We start from the raw sequence: 18,012 nt of genomic DNA, 5'->3' as shown, positions 1-18,012 counted from the left end.
GATCAGGCGGCCACGGTCTGGAGGAGGCCGGTGAGGTGGGGGCGGAGGAGGATGATCTGGCCGTCGACGCCGGTTTCCTCGGCGATGCCGATGCGGACGTAGGTGCCGGCCGCGGCGGGCAGGACCTTGACGCCACCGGCGCCGTCGGAGACGAGGACGTCGCCGGGATTGGCGGCGCCGGTGAGCCAGAGGCGGTGGTTGCGCTGGGGATCGAGCGGGTTGACGTCCACGATGCCGCCTGCGTTGTCGACGGCTTCGTTGGTATAGAAGGCCGGGATGTCGGTGAGGGCGGCGAGGGGAGAAACGGCGGGATTGCCGGCGTTGTTGACGAGCTTGACGAGCCGGGTGCGGGCGATGGCCGCGGTGGCGACGAACGGCAGGGGGCCGTATTTGGTGTTGGATTGGTCAGGATTCATGACGGTCTGGAATTTGAAGTTTGTAGTTGGCAGTTTGTAGTTGGGAACCGGTTACGTTTTCCGGTTCAGGTGACGGATTTGGAGGCTTGCTCCCAGGCGGTGGACCAGTGGAGGGACGGGTTGGAGGCCTGAAGCTCGTGAGCCTTGGCGCGGATACGCTCGGCCTTGGCGGTGTCCTCGCGCTGGGCGGCGTTGAAGGCGGCCTGGCCGGGGAGCTGGCTCTGCGTCTTGATCGAGGGCTCCTTGGCCGCGAGTTCACCGTAGGCGGCTTGCAGGTCCGCGGCCACGGCGAGCTTTGTGTTCCAGGCGCCGCGCTCGGCGACGGTGATGAGGCCGTCGGCGATGGCGCGGGTGAGGATCGTGTTGATGTGGGCGGCGCGTTCGGCGGCCGTGGCGGCTTTGGCGGTCTCGACGGCGCTGTTGACGGCAGCGAGATCGGCAGCGGCCTTGGCCCTGTCGGCCTCGCCCGCGGTGTTGGCGTCGGAAAGCTCCTTCGCCTTGCCCGCGGCGGAGCCGAGGGCGGTGTTGAGTTGCTCGTCGGTGGCGTCCGCGGCCGTGGTGAGGCCGAGGGCGTTGAGAAGAGCGATCACGAGTTCTTTTTTCATGGTGTCGGTGTGGGCGGAATTGCCCGAAGAGGTTTTTTCTGCCGATCCGTCGGCGACGTTGACGGCGGGGGCATCGGCGATGTTGGGGTTGGGGACGAGACCGAGGGAGAGGAGTTTGACGGGGGTGATGGTGCCGTCGTCGTTTTGCCGATACGCCCAGCCGGGGGAGACGAAGAGTTTTTTCGCCTCCGTCTTCGGGTCGTAGCCGGCGTTCCAGGCGACTTTGCCGAACAGGGCCTCCTCGCGGGCGTCGAGTTCGAGGATGCGGCCGTAGCGGGTGGTGTCGTCGTGGCCGGGGGTCTGGGCAAGCGAGGGGCTGTCGGGGTGGCCTTTGTAGATCGGGATGGAGGCCGCTTCCTCGCCCCGGCGGGCGCGGGCGGTGTCGTGCGCGGCCTGCATGAGGACGGCGGCCTCGATGTCGAGGACTTGCAGGCCGGCCTTGTTGGGGTGGCGACCGTAACCGGCAAGGGGGATGAAGCCGTCGGCGGAATTGGTGGCGAGGGCGAGGCAGGCGGGAGAGGTGGAGAGGGCGTCGGTGGTTTTCATGAGCGGCGGGATCAGGCGGCGGCGATGCGGGCGAAATACGCCGTGACGGTGCGGCCGGCGGATTCCTGGAGTTTCGCGTTGGAGGGGAGGGCGTCGGGGTCCGCCCGGCGGGTGATGGTTTTGACGAGCTTGTAGTAGATCGTGAGGCGCCTGGCGTTTTCCGCGGCCGGCGTGGAGGTGGCCATGCGGCGGCCGGTGCGAGCAGCCGCGCCCTTGAAGGCGGTGTTTCCCCATTTGGCGAGATAGACGCCGCGTTTGGCGACGAGCACGAAGAGACCGGGGATCGCGCCGGAGCGGGGATTGATGCCGGCGGCTTCGGGACGCTGGGGGATGGCGTATTTTTTGGTCGGATGCGTGAACGTGCCGCCCTCGGCGATGGCGCGGATCGCCGGATGCGAGATGGTGACGGTGGCGCTGTCGTTGGTGACGGCGGCGAGGGCGGTGGCCGTGGCGATCTGCCGCCAGAGGTGCTGCCGGGGCCAGCCCTTTTTGTTGGGCGTGGTCCGCTCGCGCTCCAGAAAGTGGAGGCGGGTGTCCTTCTCCAGTTGCTTGCCGAGCTGGGCCATGAGGGGCCGGCGGTCGGAGAGCTTCCGCGCAACCTGGCGGAGGCGGGGGGAGGCGGTGTCGGCGACGTTGACGGTGGCGAGGATCATGACGTATGCGGGGTTGTGCCGGGCGGCGTGTACGTGACCTTGCCGCCCTCGAAAACGGCGGCGGGAAACATGTCTTTCAGCAGGTCGCGCTCGGTGTCGGAAATGTTGCGCAGGGACATTTCCACCTCGCGGGCGCGGGCGGCGGTTTGCGGTTTTACGGTGACGTCCGGAGCGATGACGCCTTCGGCGACGGCCTCGTCGCGGTCGATGTCGATCAGCTCCATGCCCGAGCCATAATCGAAGGGCGTCCAGGGATTCCCGAACCGGGAAATCCTGGTCCAGACGCGATCGTCCTTGCGGGCGATCATGCGGCCGGAGCGGGAGAGTTTGCCGCCGGCCGCGACAAACCGGGCTTTCCAGTCGCGGGGGTTTTCCGCGTCGCGACCACGGATGAGTTCCTGGCACGGGAACCGGTCGAGGATGGCGGGGTCCTGGCCGGCCGACCAGCGCGCCTGGGAGAAAGCGTCCTCGACCTGCATGTCGTGGATGAGACCGAGGCGGTTGAGGCTGGTGGTGTCGGTGAGCCGGCCGGAGTCGCCGGGATCGGCGCCAAGCTCGATGCGCATGTCGGCGATGAAGCCGGCGCGGCCGAGCCAGATTTTTTCCGGGTCCATTTCGAGGAGGTCGATCAGCTTCGATTTCATCGAGCCGAGGGTTTTCGCCTGGAAAACCTTGGCGGAAAAAAAGGAGCGGTCGCGGATCGCCAGCGGGAGACCGGCGATCTCGGCGCTGTCGAGATCGGTGGGCGCGATCGCCTTGCCTGAGAGGCGGGCGACGGCCGCGGCGTTGGGGCCGGCAACGGCGGAGGCGGAGGGATCAGGCATAATGCCTCCTCTCGGTCGGTCGCCGGGAAGCGCCTTGCGTGCGCCTTGCGGCCCCGATTTCCGGGGTCGGGCACGAAAGACGGGCGTCGAGGGGGGCCGGGGAAACCGGCCTTTTACGGGCGGTTTTCATCGGGCGCGGGTTTCGGGGGTTTTTCCGGCCGCTTTCAGGCCGGCGCGGGCGGCGGCCTCGGCGGCGTCGGCGAGGGTGTTGGCCGCGGCATCGCTGCGCAGGGTCTGCGAGGCGAGCGCGGGGAAGTCGCGGAGGAGGCCGGCGAGTTCGTCGGCGAGGGCCTCCGGGGTTTTTGCAGCATCGAGCGCGGCGATGCGGGCGGCGAGCGGGGCGAGATCCTGCGCGTTGGCGCGGGCCAGGGCGGCGAGGTCCGCACGCTCCGCGGAGTTCCAGGCGGCGGACGGAGCGGGAGCGGCCGCCGGCGCGCCAGGAGTCGCGGGTCTGAGGAGTTCCTCGCCGGAGGCCGGCGCCGGCAGGCCGAATTTTTCCCGGAAGTGCGCCACGGACACGCCCACGCCGTGGTTGACGCCCGTGGTGATGACGCTGAGTTCGCGGGTGGTGTCGGTGTCGGCCTCGGCGATCAGCCGGAAGTGCGCTTTGGGAGTGACGCCGGCGCCGTGGATGAGTTCCAGGGCTTTTTTCGAGAGTGCCTCGGCCTGCGCGGTGACAAACTTGATGTCGCCGCCGAGCAGGGCGTCGCCGCCGGCCTTTTGCGGATTGGAGCCGTTGGCGCCGCCCTCCTGCGACATGGTGGCGAGGTCGCCGCCGAGCCAGAGGGAGACGATGGCGCGATCCATGCGGTCCACCAGCGCGGGGTGCGGGCCTTCGCCGCCGGCCGCGGAGGCGTTTATCTCGACGCTGCTCTCGTTGTTGGTGACGATGGCGCAGTTGTTGCCGAGGCCGCCGACGGCGCGGGCAAAGGCGTGCCAGTCGGGGGAGTTGGGCTGCGCATTGGTTTTGCCGACGGTCCAGGGGATGCCGAATTTCTCGCACTTGAGCGCCCAGTCGGCGAGGGGGGTGACCTTGAAGGTGTAGGCGATGGCCGTGGCCTCGTGCAGGGGGCTCTCCTCGCTGGCGCACACATGCCAGCCGCGGGGATCGAGATCCTCGCCCTCCCTGGCGCCGGGCTCGCGGAGCAGGCGCAGGCGGCCGCTCTCCGTCTCGAAATACCACAAGGGCACGGCGACGAGTTCCGCCGTGTAGCGGCCGCCCGGAGACACCCGCCAGAGGATCTCGTGGGTGGCGTACTGGAACCCGATCGCCCCCATGACCTGGCGGATGTAGGTGTCCACGCCGCCGGTCATGTCACGGCAGCGCATGTCGGTGGCGCGCAGGTTGCCCCAGAAGTATTCGAGATCGGCGCGCTGGGTGGTGGCTTCGGGGCTGTCGTCGTCGGTGATGATCTCCCAGTTGAGGGCGGAGACGGCGCGCTTGCGCTTGGCGACGGCGGTGCGCACGCGGTCGTCGCGGCGCTCGATCTTGTCCCAGAGCAGGGCGGCCTCGCGGGGCTGGCCCCAAAAAAACTCGTCGAGGATGTGGGCCAGCGTGAGGGGGTTGAGCTGCCGGACCGGCTGGAGGCGGTAGCGGCGGTAGGACTCGAAGAGATCGGCGGAAATGGAATGGCTGGTATTCATAGCGGGTATCCTCCCTCGTATCCGACGCGCACGGACACGGCTTGCGCGACGGCGGGCGCGGCGATGGCGCCGGTGAGGCCGTGGCGGGCGAGGCGGTTGGAATCGAAGCTGTCGGCGTGGCAGCCATCGGAGGCGACGGATGCCTCGTAGCGGCCCTTCGTTTTCCTGACCAGGCGGTGATCGTCGAAGAGCCAGCGGCAGGCGGCGAGCGCGATGCGGCCGTCGTCCAGGTCGTTGACGTATCCGTCGCTCGTATACTGCTTCATCGTAAACGTCTGGCCCTGGTGGACGAGGGTTTCGCTGCCGATGACGAGTTCGACCTGGATGAGATGGCGCAGGGCGGCTTGAAGCATGAGCGCCCAATAGCGTTCACTCGTGGCGTCGATACAGAGGCAGCGGGGGGCGCGGCCGAGGCGGGCGCTGACGGCCTTGACGACTTGCTCGATGCGGGCGTTGGCGATGGCCGGGTCTTTGGTTTTCCAACGCCAGACGAGGCGGCAGGGGATCGCGCCGGCATCGTGCTGGGCGACGGTGAGGGAGCTTGGATTGCTCTTCTCGCCTTCGGTCGTGCCGAGGTCGAGGCCGAGCGCGGTGGGCAGACCAGGGCGGAGATTTTCCAGCCAGTCGGCGGGCGGCTCTTCGCCGTCGTCCACGGCGATGCAGGAGGGCGACAGTGCGTGCGACTGGGCGCGCTCCAACGCAAGACGTGAGCAAGCGGCCGTGCCGCTGGCCGAGAAGGTGAGGCCCATGTTGCGGTCCCAGGACTCGCGGTCGAGCGAGAGGCGGCGGTCCTCCTCGGCAGACAGGACGGCGCCGGTCTTGGGGTGGTAGAGCTTCGCGCCGGCCGCGATGCCGTCGTGAACGTCGACGCGGTGGATCGTAAGGCCGGCCGTCGACTCATACCAATGCCCGGCGGGGTTGACATCGAAGGTCATGCCCGGCGGGGGCAAGAGGAGTTCGTGAGAGAAATGGTTGTCGTCGATCGGCGGGGTCGTCGCCAGAAGGCACGTAAACGAGGGGTCGGACGACATGATGTAGATCATGGCATCCCAGACGCCGCGGAAGTCGGCGATGAGGCCGCACTCGTCGATCATGACCGAGCCGGTAAAACCGCGGGCGGTGGCGGGGTTGGGCGCGATGACCTGCGTGCGCGAATACACCGTGTTGTCGTGCCAGAGCTTGACGACCATGCGGCGCGACTCGAAGGCATCGACAAAGTCGTCGTCGGTGCCGTCGGCGAGCACGTCGCGGCCGTGGGCGTCCTCGGCAACGATGGGGTTTTTCTGCTGCGCCTGGACGTGCCGGAGAATCTCGCGGAAGAGGTGGGCTTCTTTCTCGATGACTTCGCGGCCGACCAGGAGAGACGCGCTGGCGAAGGTGATGAGGCGGCCGGCGTGGGCGGCCATTTCGCGCAGGGCGCGGAGGGCGAGCGTGGTGGTCTTGCCGCTCTGCCGGCGCCAGAGCATGAGAAACATGCGCAGGAGCGTCTCCCGGATGATCTCGCGTGAGTAGTCGCGCAGGCGGAAGAGTGGTTTTGCCGGGGGGACGATCATCGGGGGGTCACATGGAGTCGATCGTTGCGACGATGGACTCCATCATGCGCTGGCGGCTCTCGGCGTTGCCGGTTTTGGCGTTGAGGGCTTTTTGCAGGGCGGCGATTTGCTCCCGGATTTTGTTCTTCGCGGCGGTACGTTTCTCCTGGAGATCGGCGATCTGCTCGTCGCGGAGCTTGAGATCGGCGGCGAGTTTCTCCGCCTGCTGGGCGAGGGCCTTGCGTTCGTTCTCGCTGCGGGCGAGGCCGGCGAGGGTCTTGACGACCTGCAAAAACTGGCCGGGCTTCTCGATCAGCGCGGCCTTGAGCATGCCGACATCGAAGGTCTCCAGGACTTCGGTGAGCATGTCGGCCGCCTGCAACTGCGCGGCCTCGGTGATCGACGCGCCGCCGGCTGCGGCCTCGCGGGCGAGTTGCCGGGCCGCCGCGGCACGCTCGCGGATCGCGGCGGCCGTGGACCGCCGCGCCTGCCAGCGGACAAAGTAGCCCTGGCGAAAATCCGTGATGTTCTGGTCGGAGACCGGGAGCGAGCGGGCGTCGTGAGCGTACTCCTCGATCCAGTTCGCCAGAGCCCGGCCGGAGTCGCCGGCGTCCATCCGCTCGCAGAATTTTTCCAGGAGCTTCAGGTCGCCGCCGAGGGCGCGGTAGATTTTTGATTGGTGGATGGCCACGAGGGGAGGGTGTCAGGCAGACTCGAAGGTGGCCTTGCCGTCGCTGGTGACGCGGTAGCGTTCGGGCTTGTAGAGATCGCCGGGGATGCGCTGCGCCTGCCCGTGGTTGACGAGGGCGGTGAGCGCGACGATGGTCTCGGCCTTCGTGAGGCTTTCGTCGTTCGCCCGGAGGGCGTCATAGAGCTGCGTCTCGGTCAGGGTGCCGGGATGCTGGGCGCAGAGGAGGCGGAGGATTTCCCAGCGGAGTTCGCGTTGTGTGCCGTTCATGGTGTATTCGGATTGTGGTTACGGTGGAGGAAAAAGGGGTCAGGTGATCCGGCGGTTGATCTGATCGACCAGGGCGGCGGTGGCCTTGCTTTCGGCGCTGAGGGCGCGCAACAGGTCGAAGATTTGCCGCATGTCCTCCCGTTGCTCGGCGCGGTTCTTGTCGATGGCCGCCATGATTTCCGATCGCTGCACGAGCAGCTTCTGCTCGAACTCCCGGCGCATTTCGTCCTGTTTGGCGAAGAGCGCCCGGATGGCGTTCTTGCTCGCGGGCGTACTGGACAGGGAGACTTCCACCGGCTGCTCCAGCTCCGTCCTGGGCGGCTTGCGGAAATGGCTCCAGATCCACAGCCCGGCGAGAGCGAATACAATCGCAGCCCAGAACCAGTCTGAGAGGAAGTTGGCGGGAGGAGTCGGGAGGTTGGTGGGCATGTGTGATGACGAGCGGTGCGGAAATTTGCTCCCCGGCCGGAGGAGAGGACGGACCCGGCCGGGGAGGTTTGTCGTGGCGTTTATCGATGCAGAAGCCCGGCAACGGCCGGGAGGGATGATCCGCGCCCGCCCCTGTTTTCACCCCGATGAATACCCCTGGTCGCTGATCGGAGCGGGCGCGGAAAAGTGTGTGTGCGAAGTGCGGTCACGAGAGGAGGGCGTAGATGAGCCAGCCCAGCCAGGTGCCGGCGGCGGCAAGGGTGGCGGCGACAAGGACCACCCGGAAGGTGACTGATGCGGCGAGGCGCTCCTCCCCGGAGCTTCCGACCGGCCGGAGGAGCGCCCAGCCCACGACCATGACGGCGAGGAGTGTAACGATCCACGGATACAGGGGGGAGACAGCGGCGATCATGGTGAGGAGGCCGGACGGCCCATGCGCAGCCAGGAGAACATGACGATCGCCTTTTCCATCGCCTCGCGGGAGGCAAGGAAGGTGCCGTCGGTGCGGGCGATGACGCCGTGATCCGGAGCGAGGGTCGGCCGCCAGTCGGCGCCGTAGCGGGCGATGGCGAGGTTGTAGCGTTCGCGCCAACGGGGCGTGACGACGAAACCGGCGGGGTCGATGGCGAGCACTCCGCTGTTTTGGTTGTCGCCATCATAGGAGGCGCGGGCGGGAGTGACCGGCGTGGGCGTGATCGTGCTGGTGCAGGCTGGCTGGCCGAGCACAAGCACGATGGCAGCGAGGAGGGGGATGAGGCGTTTCATTCGCTGTTGGCTTTCTGGATTTTTTCGAGGTCGCCGCTGGCAACGATCTTGCCGGCGTTGTCCTTGATTTCCTGATCGGTGCGGGCCTCCGCGTTGGCCTGCATCTTCGCCGAGTTTTTCAGGCGGAGTTTTTCGAGCAGCCAGTCGAAGGCGCTTTTGACTGCCGCGGCGACGTTGCTGATGGCGGTGGTGGCGCTCATGGGCGGAGGGTGGCGTGGTGCAGGGCGATGCCGTCGGCGATGCCCGTGGTGAGAGCCTCCACGAGGGCGCGGACGTTTTCATCGAGCGGGATGAGGACGGGGTTGCCCGTCTTCGTCGTGTAAAGCTCCCAGGCGTCGAGGATGACGGAGACCAGGAGCGCGGCATCGCCGTCATCCAGATCGGGGGCGATGATGGCGAGCGTGCCGGCGAGGGATTCCTCGGTGGGCAGGCCGGAGAAGAGCGCCGACATGCTGTCGGTGACGGCCGTCACGTTCTCCGCGTAGTCGGGGGAGCGATCGAGCACGGTTTTTATTGCGTACTTGGCGGCAAGCCGGGTGGCGTGGTTGATCGTGTCCCAGTCGGCCTGCGTCTCCGAGGTCACGTTGCCGGCGCCGTCCGTTGCGATAACGGTGCGACATCCGGAGAGCAGGCCCGTCAGCAGAGCCGGCAGGACAAAAGCGAGGAGGATGAGATTGCTCCCTTGGCCGCCCAGAGGGCGCCCGCCGCGGTCGGCCCTGCGGGCCATCGCCTCCGGCGATGCCATCTCCGCGCTGTCGCGCTCCGTGGCGGGCGGCATCCCGATCGTGTGGTGTTCGGGATCGGCCTGGCTGGCGGCCTGCACGGCTGCCGCGGACTTGGCGCGCTGGCGGGCGACGATCGTCCAGGCGACGCCGAGGAGCGTGACGAGCGCGCCGGCCCCGGTGGCAATCTCCTCCGACGAGGCGACACCCGCGCTGGTGAGGGCGGTGCCGCCGTAGGTGAGGACTTGCCGGAGCAAGTTAAGGATGAGGTCTTTGTTCATGTGCGGGCGGTGTGGATACAGACAACGTGGATACGGACGATGATCAGGGCTTGGGGAGAAGCGCGGGGTGAATGGTGGGGGTGGGGATGAGACCTCCGGTGGCGAAGCCGCCGGGGATGGCTGCCGGTTTGCTGCGCAGGGTGCGCGTGTCGATGCCGTCGCGCTGGGCGCGGCGGTAGAAGCAATCGCGGGATATGCCGTGCCGGACGCACAGCACGTCGGGGCTCTCCTGCGAGCCGGCGGCGATCTCGGCGACGATCGCCTGGTAAGACTGCTCGATGGCGGCGCTCGCCCGCTCACGGAGGCTGGGCGCGCCGCCGGAGACCTGGTGAAAGAGCCGGTAATAGATGACGGGCGTGATACCGTGACGGCCGCAAAGCACGGAGACCGGCGCGGTGGAGCCATTCTCGATCTCTGCCGCGATGGCACGGACCTTGACCAGATCGGCCTCGCGGTTGCGGCGCGGCCAGGCAATCCGGGGCTTCGGCGCCGGGGCGGGTCCGGCGTCGGCCACGAGGGCGGCGAGCCGCGCCTCGGCCATCGCGGGATCGGCGGGGGCAGGCCAGGGGTTGCCGTTGCTGTCGCAGTCAGTGCGGGCGGTGGCCGTCCAGACGGAGAGCGGGACAATCAGGCGCACGAGGCCGGCGGGCGTCGCGGCCGACACGGCCACGCGATCGCCGCCGCGGCAGATCGTGAGGCCGCTGACCTCGTGGAGCGCAATCGTGTCCGTCACGCGCCGCGTGCTCATGGGGCGCGCCTCCCGTTGTTGTTCTTGGCTTCGGTGCCGGTCTCGTTCATGAGCCGAGATTAGCCAAAAAAAAGAGACACGCATTCGCGTGTCTCGCATCTCTCGCAACTTTCGCGTAATTATTTTTCAGTGACGCGGAATCAGTAGCTGTGGCGAATGCTGAACTCGACAAACCCGGCATCGACCAAGGTCTGGCAGAGGGCGAGCACTCGCTCACGTTTCACCGAGGGATCGTAGTCACCCTGCACGTCAAAGGTGATGATCCCATCCTGTTCATCCAGCATCCGCGCCCGCACTTTGGCCTTGTCGCCGCCGACGTTCATTTCTCCGCGGGTGTCCACTTCAGCGATGATGATGTAGCTCATGATTTTTCGTTAGCATGTTTTACCAATATACAAACAGCCATTCCCATAATCAGGTGTTGGGCCGATAGAATCCGTCCGGCGTGCGAGTGAAGAGGCCGGCACGGTCGGGCGAGACGTAGCTCCGCAGTCCGTCGCGCAGCGGATGTTTGAGATGTTCGAAAGTGATTCGAGCCGTCGCGGGGTCCTCCCAGAATCGAAAGTTGTAGGCGCTGCCCACGATGTTTTCCATGATGCGCTCGGCTGGCGACCAAGTTGGGCCGAGCGACCCGAGCAGCGACATTGCTGGAGCGATACGCTCCAGCTCGTGGCGATCCACGGTGAACCATTGGCCCGGTTCGATTCCTGCGATTTTGTTGGAGAGTTCGAGGTAGTTCATTTTTCGAGAGATTAAGAGGCCCAACCAAGTGCTAGAGACCAACGGCTTTCAGCCGTGGCTCACCGTGGTGTTGCGCCGGGCGATCTCGTCTTGCAGCCGCCTGATCTGGTCGGCGGCCAGGTTGTCGGAAATGTAAAACCCGCCCTCGACGGGCCGGAAACCCGATGCCTCGCGCATCCGGGCGATGCCGATGCCGGCGCCGCACACTTCGCAGGCCGGCGTGAGGCCGGCGAGGATATGGATGTCCATCATGCACGGCAGGCCGATTTTCAGTGTCGCCCGCTGGCAGAGCCGGAGGGGACATTTCGCCTCCTGTTTCGCCCGCTCCAGCGGCCGGCCGCACAGGTCGATGTGCTGGCGCTGCGTGCCGGGGCGCTCGATGAGGATGACGCGCACGCCGAGCCGGCGAGCGGTGGCGACGAGGCGCGCTTTATCCTGATCGAACAGGTGGGCGATCTCGCGGCGGCCTTTGAAGCAGCCGGGGGTGTCCGGCCGGAGGTATGCCCAGCGGCCGGACATGAGGTGCAGCGCCTGCCCGCCGGAGGTGGCGTGTTCGAGGGCGGCATGGATTTCGTGCTGTTGGAATATGCGGATCATGGTGTATCGGGTATCTGGTTACTTCTCGCTGGTGTCGCGGAGGCGGGCGGCCTCGCTGGCGAGAATGAAAATGCTCTTGGGGCCGCGGCGTTCCCACCTGTCGGCCGGGATGATGCCGGAGTCGATCCAGCCGTAAATGGTGCGCACGTTGAAACCAAGGGCGCGGGCGAGGCGCGCAGGGCGAATCCACTCCGTCGGCACACCCTCCGGGACGACGCGGAAGGTGGCGTTGCCCTGCGCATCGACGCCGGTGCGCTCCACCCGCGAGAACGCGAAGAGGGTCAACTGGGCGGGATCGTCTTTGCGAGAGCGGCGCATGGTCAGCGGGCGGGGTGGCCGGAGGGCAGGCCGGCGAGGGCGAGGGTGGCGCGCACGCGGAGCATTTCCACGGTGGCGGCGAGCCGCTTCTCCACCTCGATCAGGCCGGCGATCCGGTCGACGGAGTGGGTGCAGGAGCAGCGGCCGTGCGCGATGGCGCGGGCGATGAGGTCGTGGTTGTACCGGGTCAGGGTGACGGCGAGGTGATAGTAGACGTGCCGCGCCTCGGCGAGGGTGGCCGTGCGGCAACGGCTGCGCATCTGCTCCGGGGTGATGCCGTAATGCGCCATCACGACGCTGGCAATGGCGCCCAGGGCGGCGGGGACGAGGGCGTCGCCGGCCGCCCCCGACGGGCCGCCGACCCGCACCAGGCCGCTGACGATGTCGCCGACCAGCTTGCCGACGGCATCCTGCACGATGGCCGCGAGGGCGGCGCGCAGCGGCTCGGGGATTTCGGTGGCGGCGCTCATGTCGTTTCGGCGGGGGTGAGGGTTGAGACGGGGGCGATGTCCACGGTCACGGGACTGACGAAGATCGCCAGCCGCGGGGAGGCGCCGCGCAAGAACCAGTCGCCGGCCAGCGCGGTCTTGCCGCGCACGTAGCGGTTAAAGCGCCGGGTGCGCTCGGCGGCGCGGCGGGCGTCGCGCTTGCCATGCTTGCCCGCCCATGTGGTCGCATCCACGGGCGGGAGTTCGCACAGGACAAAGACATGGGGCCACCGCCCGATCGACGGGATGTGTAGCGTGGTTTCGCGGGCGGGCAGGCCGTTGATCGTGACCATCCAGCGCACGCGGGGACGGGTCTTTTTCACCAGGAGTCTCCTTCCGTGAAGTCGGGGTTGGGGCGCGCCGAGAGGGTAAGCGAGAGGCACACGGGACCGAGCGCGATTTCGAAGTGGCCCTTGTCGCTGCCCGATTCGCGCAGGCGGCGTGAGAGGGTGACGGCCAGCGAGGCGATGGCTGTCTCCACCTCGTTCGCGGGGGACACACCATGCAGCAGGTGCGCCAGTGACACGCTGCTCATGACGACGTGGATGTGCCGGCCGGGCGTGGCGGGGTCGTTGTCGGAGGGAGCCATGTCAGCGTCCTCCTTTCTTCGTGTCGGCGCCCACGGCCTCGCGGAGGCGGAAGAAGATGCCGAGGGTTTTTTGGATTTCGACGCGGAAGTCGAGTGCCTTGGCGTCGGGGTTGCGGACGCCGGCGCTGGCCTTGTAGAGGCGCACATCCTGCGCGATGGTGATGAGCCGGCCCTCGTTGGCGACGTGCTCGCTGGCGAGTTCGGCGCAACCCTGGCGGATGCGCGCCTGGAGGGCGGAGCGGAAGTCCGTGTCGGAGGTGCGGGGGAAGTCGATTGCGCAGGCGGCTTCGTAGAGTTGCACGAGCTGCGCCCGCATCTTGTATTCGAGATCTTCGGTGGTGGTGGGCTTTTTCATCGGGTGGTTATTTTTTGGCGGGAGCGGTGGAGATGGAGCCGTCGCGGATGGCGGCGAAGAGGGCGTCGCCGATGGGCGTGCCGTAGCCCCAGTTGCCGGGGGCGCCGAAGGCGCGGTAAACGGTCTGGCCCTCGACGAGGCGCGCCAGCACGCGCAGCAGTTCCGGGGTGTCGTGACCGAGCCCGTCGGCGATTGCCTTGCCGTCCGGGTCTCCGGTGGCGATCTCATATACTGACTGGAGGCGCTCGGCCTCCTGGCGGATAATCTGGGCGAGCTTGAGGTTGTTTTTGCTCATGTGTGTGTGCGGTGGTGTGGCGGGTGTAGTGGCTGGAGTGTTACGCCTTCACGCCGAGCACGTCGGCGGAGAGGTGGCTGAACGACTTGAGGAGGGCGTCGGGAGTGAGGCTGTCCTCGTCGCCGGCGTCGGCGCGGGCGGCATCGACGGCCTGGGTCAGGTGGCGGAGTCCCCAGCGGCTGAGGCGGGGGCACAGGTCGCGGGCGAGGGTGTCGCGTGTCTCGGCGTCAAACTCCGGGCAGGCGCCGGAGAGCCAGGCGGCGATGTCCTCGGGCCGGTTGCCCCGTTTCCACTGCTGGGCGATGGGGAGCAGGGAGCGGCCGGAAAGCTGGTTGACCTCGGTGAGGTTCATGAGGCTATCGGCCAGCTTCGAGTAGCCGAGCGGCCAGGTGGTGAGGATGAAGCGCGTGGGCGTCCACTCGATGAGCGTCTTGATCAGCTTGACGAGCTTGAGGCCGCCCTCGTGGACTTCATCGAGGAGGATCGTCATGGGGGTGAGGTTGAGGCGGGCGACGATGCGCTCGATGGTCTCGTCGAGATCGTCATCGGGCTCGATGCCGATGGCGCGGGCGAGGCCGCGCAGGATGGCCGGCTTGTTGTTGCGCCAGAGTTCGGGGATGAAGAGGTAGGCGGTGTTGTCGTTGGTCTTGACCAGGTGGCGCAGGGAGACGCTCTTGCCGGTGCCGGTGGGGGCGACGAGCCAGCCGATGCGGATGTCGCCGCCGGAGCCTTGCAGGCAGTCATACAGGCGGATCGACTCGGCCAGGATGGGGAGCGGATAGACCTTCTCGCCGCCGGCCGCGCCGTCGATCTCGGCGACGAGATCGCGCAGGGCGACGGTCCACTTGCCCCAGTTGCGGGCCGAGAGGCGGCCCGGCTCGCGGGTGTCGGAGCGGAGCGTGCGCACCCAGACATCGGCGGACCATTTGAGGCGCTTCGCGTAGCGGGCGACGAAGCGGGCGTTGTTCAGCTTCAGGCGAGCCTGGTGCCGCATGACGCGGGCGATCAGGGCTTCGAGTTCGGCAGGGATGCCGGCGGCGGTGTCGGTGGTATTCATCGGGTGTGTATTTTATTTCTGGATATGCCCGGTTTCCGTCGGGCGGCGGTCTGCATCAGGGTGATGCGAAAATGTCTTCGGGGGCGCCGTAGAGGCGGCGGGTGAGCGCCTCGGCGTCGTCAACGCGGCCGGCTGGCGAGGGGGCCGCGGGGGTGTCGCGGGCCACCTGCGTCACCCGCACGGGGGCGCCGGCCGGCGGGGCCGGCGTGACGCGCTCGGCGGCGGCGATGATCGCGGCGGCCTCGGCGGGGGCGGTGCCGCGCTTCGACGGCGCGGCGTGGGCGCCCTCGATGCGGGTGGAGTTGCCGGCGCCGTCGTGGCGTTCGTCCACCTTGCCGCCCGCCGCTCCGCGGAAGAGGGCGCGGGTGCAGCGCCGGTAAAGTTTGCGGTAGTCGTGGCCCTTGCGGTGCTCCGCCCACGCCGACATGACGAAGGACGGGGCGCGCTGGAACAACTCCGCATGGCCGAGAAACTCGCCCGGAGGGATGACCGCGCCGAGTTGCCCCGGCGTCCAGCCGAGGTCGGCGCAGGCGGGGACGTGGTCGAGCAGCCAGCCGCGGGTCTTCACCTTCCGCGCTGCCGTCTCCAGCGAATACACGGCGGCGCGATCGGGGTCCGCCACATCGAAGCGCAGGCGCACGCGGTAGCCGGGGCCGAGATGGGAGAAAAGCTCCGCGTTGCCATACCACCAGACGGCCTCGCCAAAGGTCTTGAAGCGGCATTTCGCCAGCCCGTCGCGCAGGGAAACTTCACTGCATTGCGGCATGAGCAGCCACTCCTCGCGGTCGGAGAGGCGGGCCAGCGGGGCGGCGCGGCCCATGTCGCGCTCCCAGGCTTCGTCGGGCGAGAGGCCGCGGAGGATCTCGCCGTTGGACGGCAGGGCGTTGTAGTCGGCAAAGGCGTCCGCGATGGCGGCGCTCACCTCGCTGATATGGGGCAGGCCCGCCGCACGCGGGTCCACCTTGCCGGCGCGGATGTCGAGCCAGCGTTTGTTGCTCTCCTGAAACTCTCCGCGCAGGCGGCCCAGGTCGATGCCCCTGTATCGGAAATGCCGCGACATGAGCGTTTGCAGCTTGTCGAACATCATCTCGATGCGCTTGCCCTTGGCGCTCTGGGCAAACTCCACATGCAGGCCGAGCGACCGCAGCGGCTTCACCACGCCGTCGCCCGCCCAGATGCCGTGCTCGTGCTTCATGCCCAGGCGGGGTTTGCCGGCATCGCGGAATACCTGCCGGTAGAGCCAGAGCACGCTGTAGGTGTTGTAGCTCTGCGCGGGGTTGGCCCAGATCGTATGCCCGATGAAACGCAGGGTGCCGTGGTCCGCCACGGCCAGCACCTGGGCACGCGAGGGGGCGACGCCCCAGCGGGCGGTGCAGGGATCGGACGGGTCATCGCCCTCCCGCCAGAAGGGGATGTTGCTCGTCATGTCGTCGGCCACGTAGAAGTCGCCGCCGCGGATGTCCTGGCGGGCGCCGTCGGCATCGATGTAGGTGTTGTCCCTCGGCGAGGCGACGGTGTTGAGCTTCGCAAACTTGTCGCCGCGCATCTCGGCGCGGGCGTCCCCGGTCAGCCCCTGGCAGACGCGGGTGAGGATGCTGCGCGGCAGGGGCTTCCGGCGCAGGGCGCGCTCGCGCAGCCCGGCCGGCAGGCGCTCCGGCTCGTGCAGGGCCATGAGCGCGAAGGGGAGCGCGGGCGAGGGGGAGCGCCCGGCGGTGGACATCGCCAGCGCCTCCGCCCGCACCTGCGCGATCACGTCAGGCGAAAGCTGGTCCGCCACCGGCGGGCGCCCGATCCGCGACAGGCCGGCGTCCGGCGCCGGGCCGGCGAGCACGCGGTCCACCGTGGCCGCGGAGCAGCCGAGGCGGAGGGCGGCCTCGCGGCGGGAGAGGCCGTCGGAAAGGAGGGTTTCGATCTGCGCGGCGGTGGGTGTCATGGCGAAAGTCAGGGGGCGGCGTCGGGGAGCGGTGCAGGCGCGGCTCCGGTTGTGATGGGCGTATGGATACGCACGCGCTGGCCGGCGCGCATCCCGGCCCAGAAGGCGGCGGGCATCCGGGGCGCGGGGCAATCCTCCGGCTCGTCGTCGTCGGCCGTCGTCAACGCCTCCGGCACTTCCGGGGCCGGCGCGTGGCGGGCGCGCTCGTAGGTGAGCGCCGACCAGAGGCCGGCGCCGAGGCCGTCGATGTAGGCGGAGCGGTCCTTGCAGCGGCCCCGGAAGTACTCCCAGAGCCAGGCGAAATGCGGGTGAACGAAGCCGAACACGTACTCGGCAAAATCCACGTCGGCCGGCGCGCCGATGAAGTGGCACGACCAGAGGGTGCGCTCCCGACGGGAGAACGGATCGCTGCGCGCATCCAGGCGCACGGAGACGCCGTAAAACTCGGTGACGATGGCGGCGGCCTGCCGGTGCTCGTCGCGCCATGCCGCGCCCTCCCATACCTTGCGCTCGATCAGCGAGCCGGCGGCGGCCTGCCCGCGGATCGCGTCGAGATCCTCGCCCTCCGCCCGGCACAGGCGCCATGCTTTTTCCAAGGCAACGGCGGCCTCGCCAGGCGTGCCGCGATCGGCCAGCGCCAGCAGTTTGTCGAGCTTCTCGCGGAGGGCGGGACTCATGAGCGGCCTCCCTTCCGGGCGGGTGCAAACGCCTCAAGATCGTCGAGGAACGCCTTCGGCATCGTGGAGCGCAACGCCACCCACAGTTGCACGAAATGCGCCCTGTCCTCGCGGGAGAATTTTTCCCAATGGGGGAACGAGGTCGCCAGCTTCCGGAGGCCGGCGTGGAAGTTGCCGAGGTGGTCCGTGTCGCCGCGGATGTCGCCCTTCTTGACGGAGCCGAAAACGCCGACGTAGGCGCGGGAGACCGACAGGGCCGGGTTCTCCTCCAGTTGCGCCAGCGCCATCTGCGCGCCCGGCGCCAGCTTCGCCATCGCCCGCTGTTCGTACTCGTCGCGGAGGGCCTTGTTGCCCTTGTTCTCGCGGCTGTGGAGGTTGATCTGCTCCCTCTTCGCCATCGTCTCCGCCAGCTTGCCGATCGACTGCTGCGTCGCCCGGTCCAGCGCCTCCCGGTCCATCTCCGCCAGGGCGCGGATTTGCTCGCGGTAACGGTCGCTCTTCGTCGGCTTCGCCGGGGCGGCGGCGGGGGCGCTCTCGCGGGAGGGGGCACGGCCGGCCGCGATCCGGCGGACTTCGCCCTCGTCGGCCTCGGGGTTTTCCTCGGCAAAGATCGCGGCGGCGATCTGGTAATTCGCCCAGCGCTTGCTCCGCTGCCAGCGTTCGTAGCAATACGCCTCGAAATTGTCATGAGTCTCCCGATACAGGCGGGCATCGCGAATCGTCTTGAGCGCCTGACCGACGGCGGTGAGGCCGCGCTCGATGTTGGCTTCGCAGCGGGTGAGTTGGTCGCGCTCCTCGCGGGTGAGCGCGGTGGACGGTTTGAGTGGTTTTTCGGGCAT

General features: G+C 68.1%; 27 protein-coding genes. All 27 read right to left on the bottom strand.

The window, feature by feature from the left end; translation table 11 throughout:
* Positions 1 to 2: 2 nt before the first annotated feature.
* Complete coding sequence (locus tag OPIT5_21820) at positions 3 to 416, bottom strand: hypothetical protein (protein ID AHF94601.1); 414 nt, start codon at positions 414 to 416, stop codon at positions 3 to 5.
* A gap of 65 nt (positions 417 to 481) precedes the next feature.
* Positions 482 to 1,567: a hypothetical protein gene (locus OPIT5_21815; GenBank protein AHF94600.1), complete on the bottom strand. Its 1,086-nt coding sequence runs from the start codon at positions 1,565 to 1,567 to the stop codon at positions 482 to 484.
* 11 nt (positions 1,568 to 1,578) lie between these two features.
* A complete protein-coding gene (locus OPIT5_21810) occupies positions 1,579 to 2,220 on the bottom strand; it encodes a hypothetical protein (protein ID AHF94599.1) in 642 nt (213 codons plus the stop codon).
* Positions 2,217 to 3,044 (bottom strand): hypothetical protein, encoded by an 828-nt coding sequence (locus OPIT5_21805; GenBank protein ID AHF94598.1) that lies wholly within the window; start codon positions 3,042 to 3,044, stop codon positions 2,217 to 2,219. The genes OPIT5_21810 and OPIT5_21805 overlap by 4 nt, the downstream gene beginning before the upstream one ends.
* 126 nt (positions 3,045 to 3,170) lie before the next feature.
* Positions 3,171 to 4,688 carry a hypothetical protein gene (locus OPIT5_21800; protein AHF94597.1) on the bottom strand — a complete coding sequence of 506 codons (1,518 nt, stop codon included), beginning with the start codon at positions 4,686 to 4,688 and terminating at the stop codon, positions 3,171 to 3,173.
* The gene (locus OPIT5_21795) at positions 4,685 to 6,241 is read right to left on the bottom strand and encodes a hypothetical protein (protein AHF92490.1); all 1,557 of its coding nucleotides are present in this window, start codon (positions 6,239 to 6,241) and stop codon (positions 4,685 to 4,687) included. Before OPIT5_21795 ends, OPIT5_21800 begins: the two co-directional genes overlap by 4 nt.
* A 7-nt stretch (positions 6,242 to 6,248) precedes the next feature.
* Positions 6,249 to 6,911, bottom strand: a complete 663-nt coding sequence (locus OPIT5_21790; protein AHF92489.1) for a hypothetical protein — start codon at positions 6,909 to 6,911, stop codon at positions 6,249 to 6,251.
* A 12-nt stretch (positions 6,912 to 6,923) separates the two neighbouring features.
* The gene (locus OPIT5_21785) at positions 6,924 to 7,178 is read right to left on the bottom strand and encodes a hypothetical protein (protein ID AHF92488.1); all 255 of its coding nucleotides are present in this window, start codon (positions 7,176 to 7,178) and stop codon (positions 6,924 to 6,926) included.
* Positions 7,179 to 7,217: 39 nt separating this feature from the next.
* Entirely contained in the window at positions 7,218 to 7,607 is a 390-nt protein-coding gene (locus OPIT5_21780) for a hypothetical protein (GenBank protein AHF92487.1), read from the bottom strand.
* Between the two features lie 205 nt (positions 7,608 to 7,812).
* Positions 7,813 to 8,019: a hypothetical protein gene (locus OPIT5_21775; GenBank protein AHF92486.1), complete on the bottom strand. Its 207-nt coding sequence runs from the start codon at positions 8,017 to 8,019 to the stop codon at positions 7,813 to 7,815.
* On the bottom strand, positions 8,016 to 8,372 hold the full coding sequence (locus tag OPIT5_21770) for a hypothetical protein (GenBank protein ID AHF92485.1): 357 nt from the start codon (positions 8,370 to 8,372) through the stop codon (positions 8,016 to 8,018). The genes OPIT5_21775 and OPIT5_21770 overlap by 4 nt, the downstream gene beginning before the upstream one ends.
* On the bottom strand, positions 8,369 to 8,572 hold the full coding sequence (locus OPIT5_21765; GenBank protein ID AHF92484.1) for a hypothetical protein: 204 nt from the start codon (positions 8,570 to 8,572) through the stop codon (positions 8,369 to 8,371). Before OPIT5_21765 ends, OPIT5_21770 begins: the two co-directional genes overlap by 4 nt.
* Entirely contained in the window at positions 8,569 to 9,375 is an 807-nt protein-coding gene (locus tag OPIT5_21760) for a hypothetical protein (GenBank protein AHF92483.1), read from the bottom strand. Before OPIT5_21760 ends, OPIT5_21765 begins: the two co-directional genes overlap by 4 nt.
* Before the next feature lie 43 nt (positions 9,376 to 9,418).
* On the bottom strand, positions 9,419 to 10,123 hold the full coding sequence (locus OPIT5_21755; GenBank protein AHF94596.1) for a hypothetical protein: 705 nt from the start codon (positions 10,121 to 10,123) through the stop codon (positions 9,419 to 9,421).
* Between the two features lie 140 nt (positions 10,124 to 10,263).
* Positions 10,264 to 10,488, bottom strand: coding sequence for a hypothetical protein (locus OPIT5_21750; GenBank protein ID AHF94595.1), 225 nt, complete (start codon positions 10,486 to 10,488; stop codon positions 10,264 to 10,266).
* A gap of 49 nt (positions 10,489 to 10,537) precedes the next feature.
* Positions 10,538 to 10,864: a hypothetical protein gene (locus tag OPIT5_21745; protein ID AHF94594.1), complete on the bottom strand. Its 327-nt coding sequence runs from the start codon at positions 10,862 to 10,864 to the stop codon at positions 10,538 to 10,540.
* Between the two features lie 48 nt (positions 10,865 to 10,912).
* A complete protein-coding gene (locus tag OPIT5_21740; GenBank protein ID AHF94593.1) occupies positions 10,913 to 11,461 on the bottom strand; it encodes a hypothetical protein in 549 nt (182 codons plus the stop codon).
* A gap of 18 nt (positions 11,462 to 11,479) precedes the next feature.
* Positions 11,480 to 11,779 carry a hypothetical protein gene (locus tag OPIT5_21735; GenBank protein AHF92482.1) on the bottom strand — a complete coding sequence of 100 codons (300 nt, stop codon included), beginning with the start codon at positions 11,777 to 11,779 and terminating at the stop codon, positions 11,480 to 11,482.
* Between the two features lie 2 nt (positions 11,780 to 11,781).
* Positions 11,782 to 12,249 (bottom strand): hypothetical protein, encoded by a 468-nt coding sequence (locus OPIT5_21730; GenBank protein ID AHF94592.1) that lies wholly within the window; start codon positions 12,247 to 12,249, stop codon positions 11,782 to 11,784.
* On the bottom strand, positions 12,246 to 12,590 hold the full coding sequence (locus OPIT5_21725; GenBank protein AHF94591.1) for a hypothetical protein: 345 nt from the start codon (positions 12,588 to 12,590) through the stop codon (positions 12,246 to 12,248). Before OPIT5_21725 ends, OPIT5_21730 begins: the two co-directional genes overlap by 4 nt.
* Positions 12,587 to 12,856: a hypothetical protein gene (locus OPIT5_21720; protein AHF94590.1), complete on the bottom strand. Its 270-nt coding sequence runs from the start codon at positions 12,854 to 12,856 to the stop codon at positions 12,587 to 12,589. The genes OPIT5_21725 and OPIT5_21720 overlap by 4 nt, the downstream gene beginning before the upstream one ends.
* Before the next feature lies 1 nt (position 12,857).
* Complete coding sequence (locus tag OPIT5_21715; protein ID AHF92481.1) at positions 12,858 to 13,211, bottom strand: hypothetical protein; 354 nt, start codon at positions 13,209 to 13,211, stop codon at positions 12,858 to 12,860.
* 7 nt (positions 13,212 to 13,218) lie between these two features.
* Positions 13,219 to 13,506 (bottom strand): hypothetical protein, encoded by a 288-nt coding sequence (locus OPIT5_21710; protein AHF94589.1) that lies wholly within the window; start codon positions 13,504 to 13,506, stop codon positions 13,219 to 13,221.
* A 40-nt stretch (positions 13,507 to 13,546) separates the two neighbouring features.
* Positions 13,547 to 14,563 carry a hypothetical protein gene (locus tag OPIT5_21705; protein ID AHF94588.1) on the bottom strand — a complete coding sequence of 339 codons (1,017 nt, stop codon included), beginning with the start codon at positions 14,561 to 14,563 and terminating at the stop codon, positions 13,547 to 13,549.
* Between the two features lie 55 nt (positions 14,564 to 14,618).
* Positions 14,619 to 16,496, bottom strand: a complete 1,878-nt coding sequence (locus OPIT5_21700) for a hypothetical protein (protein ID AHF94587.1) — start codon at positions 16,494 to 16,496, stop codon at positions 14,619 to 14,621.
* An 8-nt stretch (positions 16,497 to 16,504) separates the two neighbouring features.
* Positions 16,505 to 17,173, bottom strand: a complete 669-nt coding sequence (locus tag OPIT5_21695) for a hypothetical protein (GenBank protein AHF92480.1) — start codon at positions 17,171 to 17,173, stop codon at positions 16,505 to 16,507.
* On the bottom strand, positions 17,170 to 18,012 hold the full coding sequence (locus OPIT5_21690; protein ID AHF92479.1) for a hypothetical protein: 843 nt from the start codon (positions 18,010 to 18,012) through the stop codon (positions 17,170 to 17,172). The genes OPIT5_21695 and OPIT5_21690 overlap by 4 nt, the downstream gene beginning before the upstream one ends.

It is taken from the genome of Opitutaceae bacterium TAV5 (genome assembly GCA_000242935.3).
In the GTDB taxonomy this organism is placed as follows: Bacteria; Verrucomicrobiota; Verrucomicrobiia; order Opitutales; family Opitutaceae; genus Geminisphaera.
The sequence above is the reverse complement of the archived record's forward strand: the minus strand, read 5'-3'. Positions and strand labels throughout refer to the sequence as shown.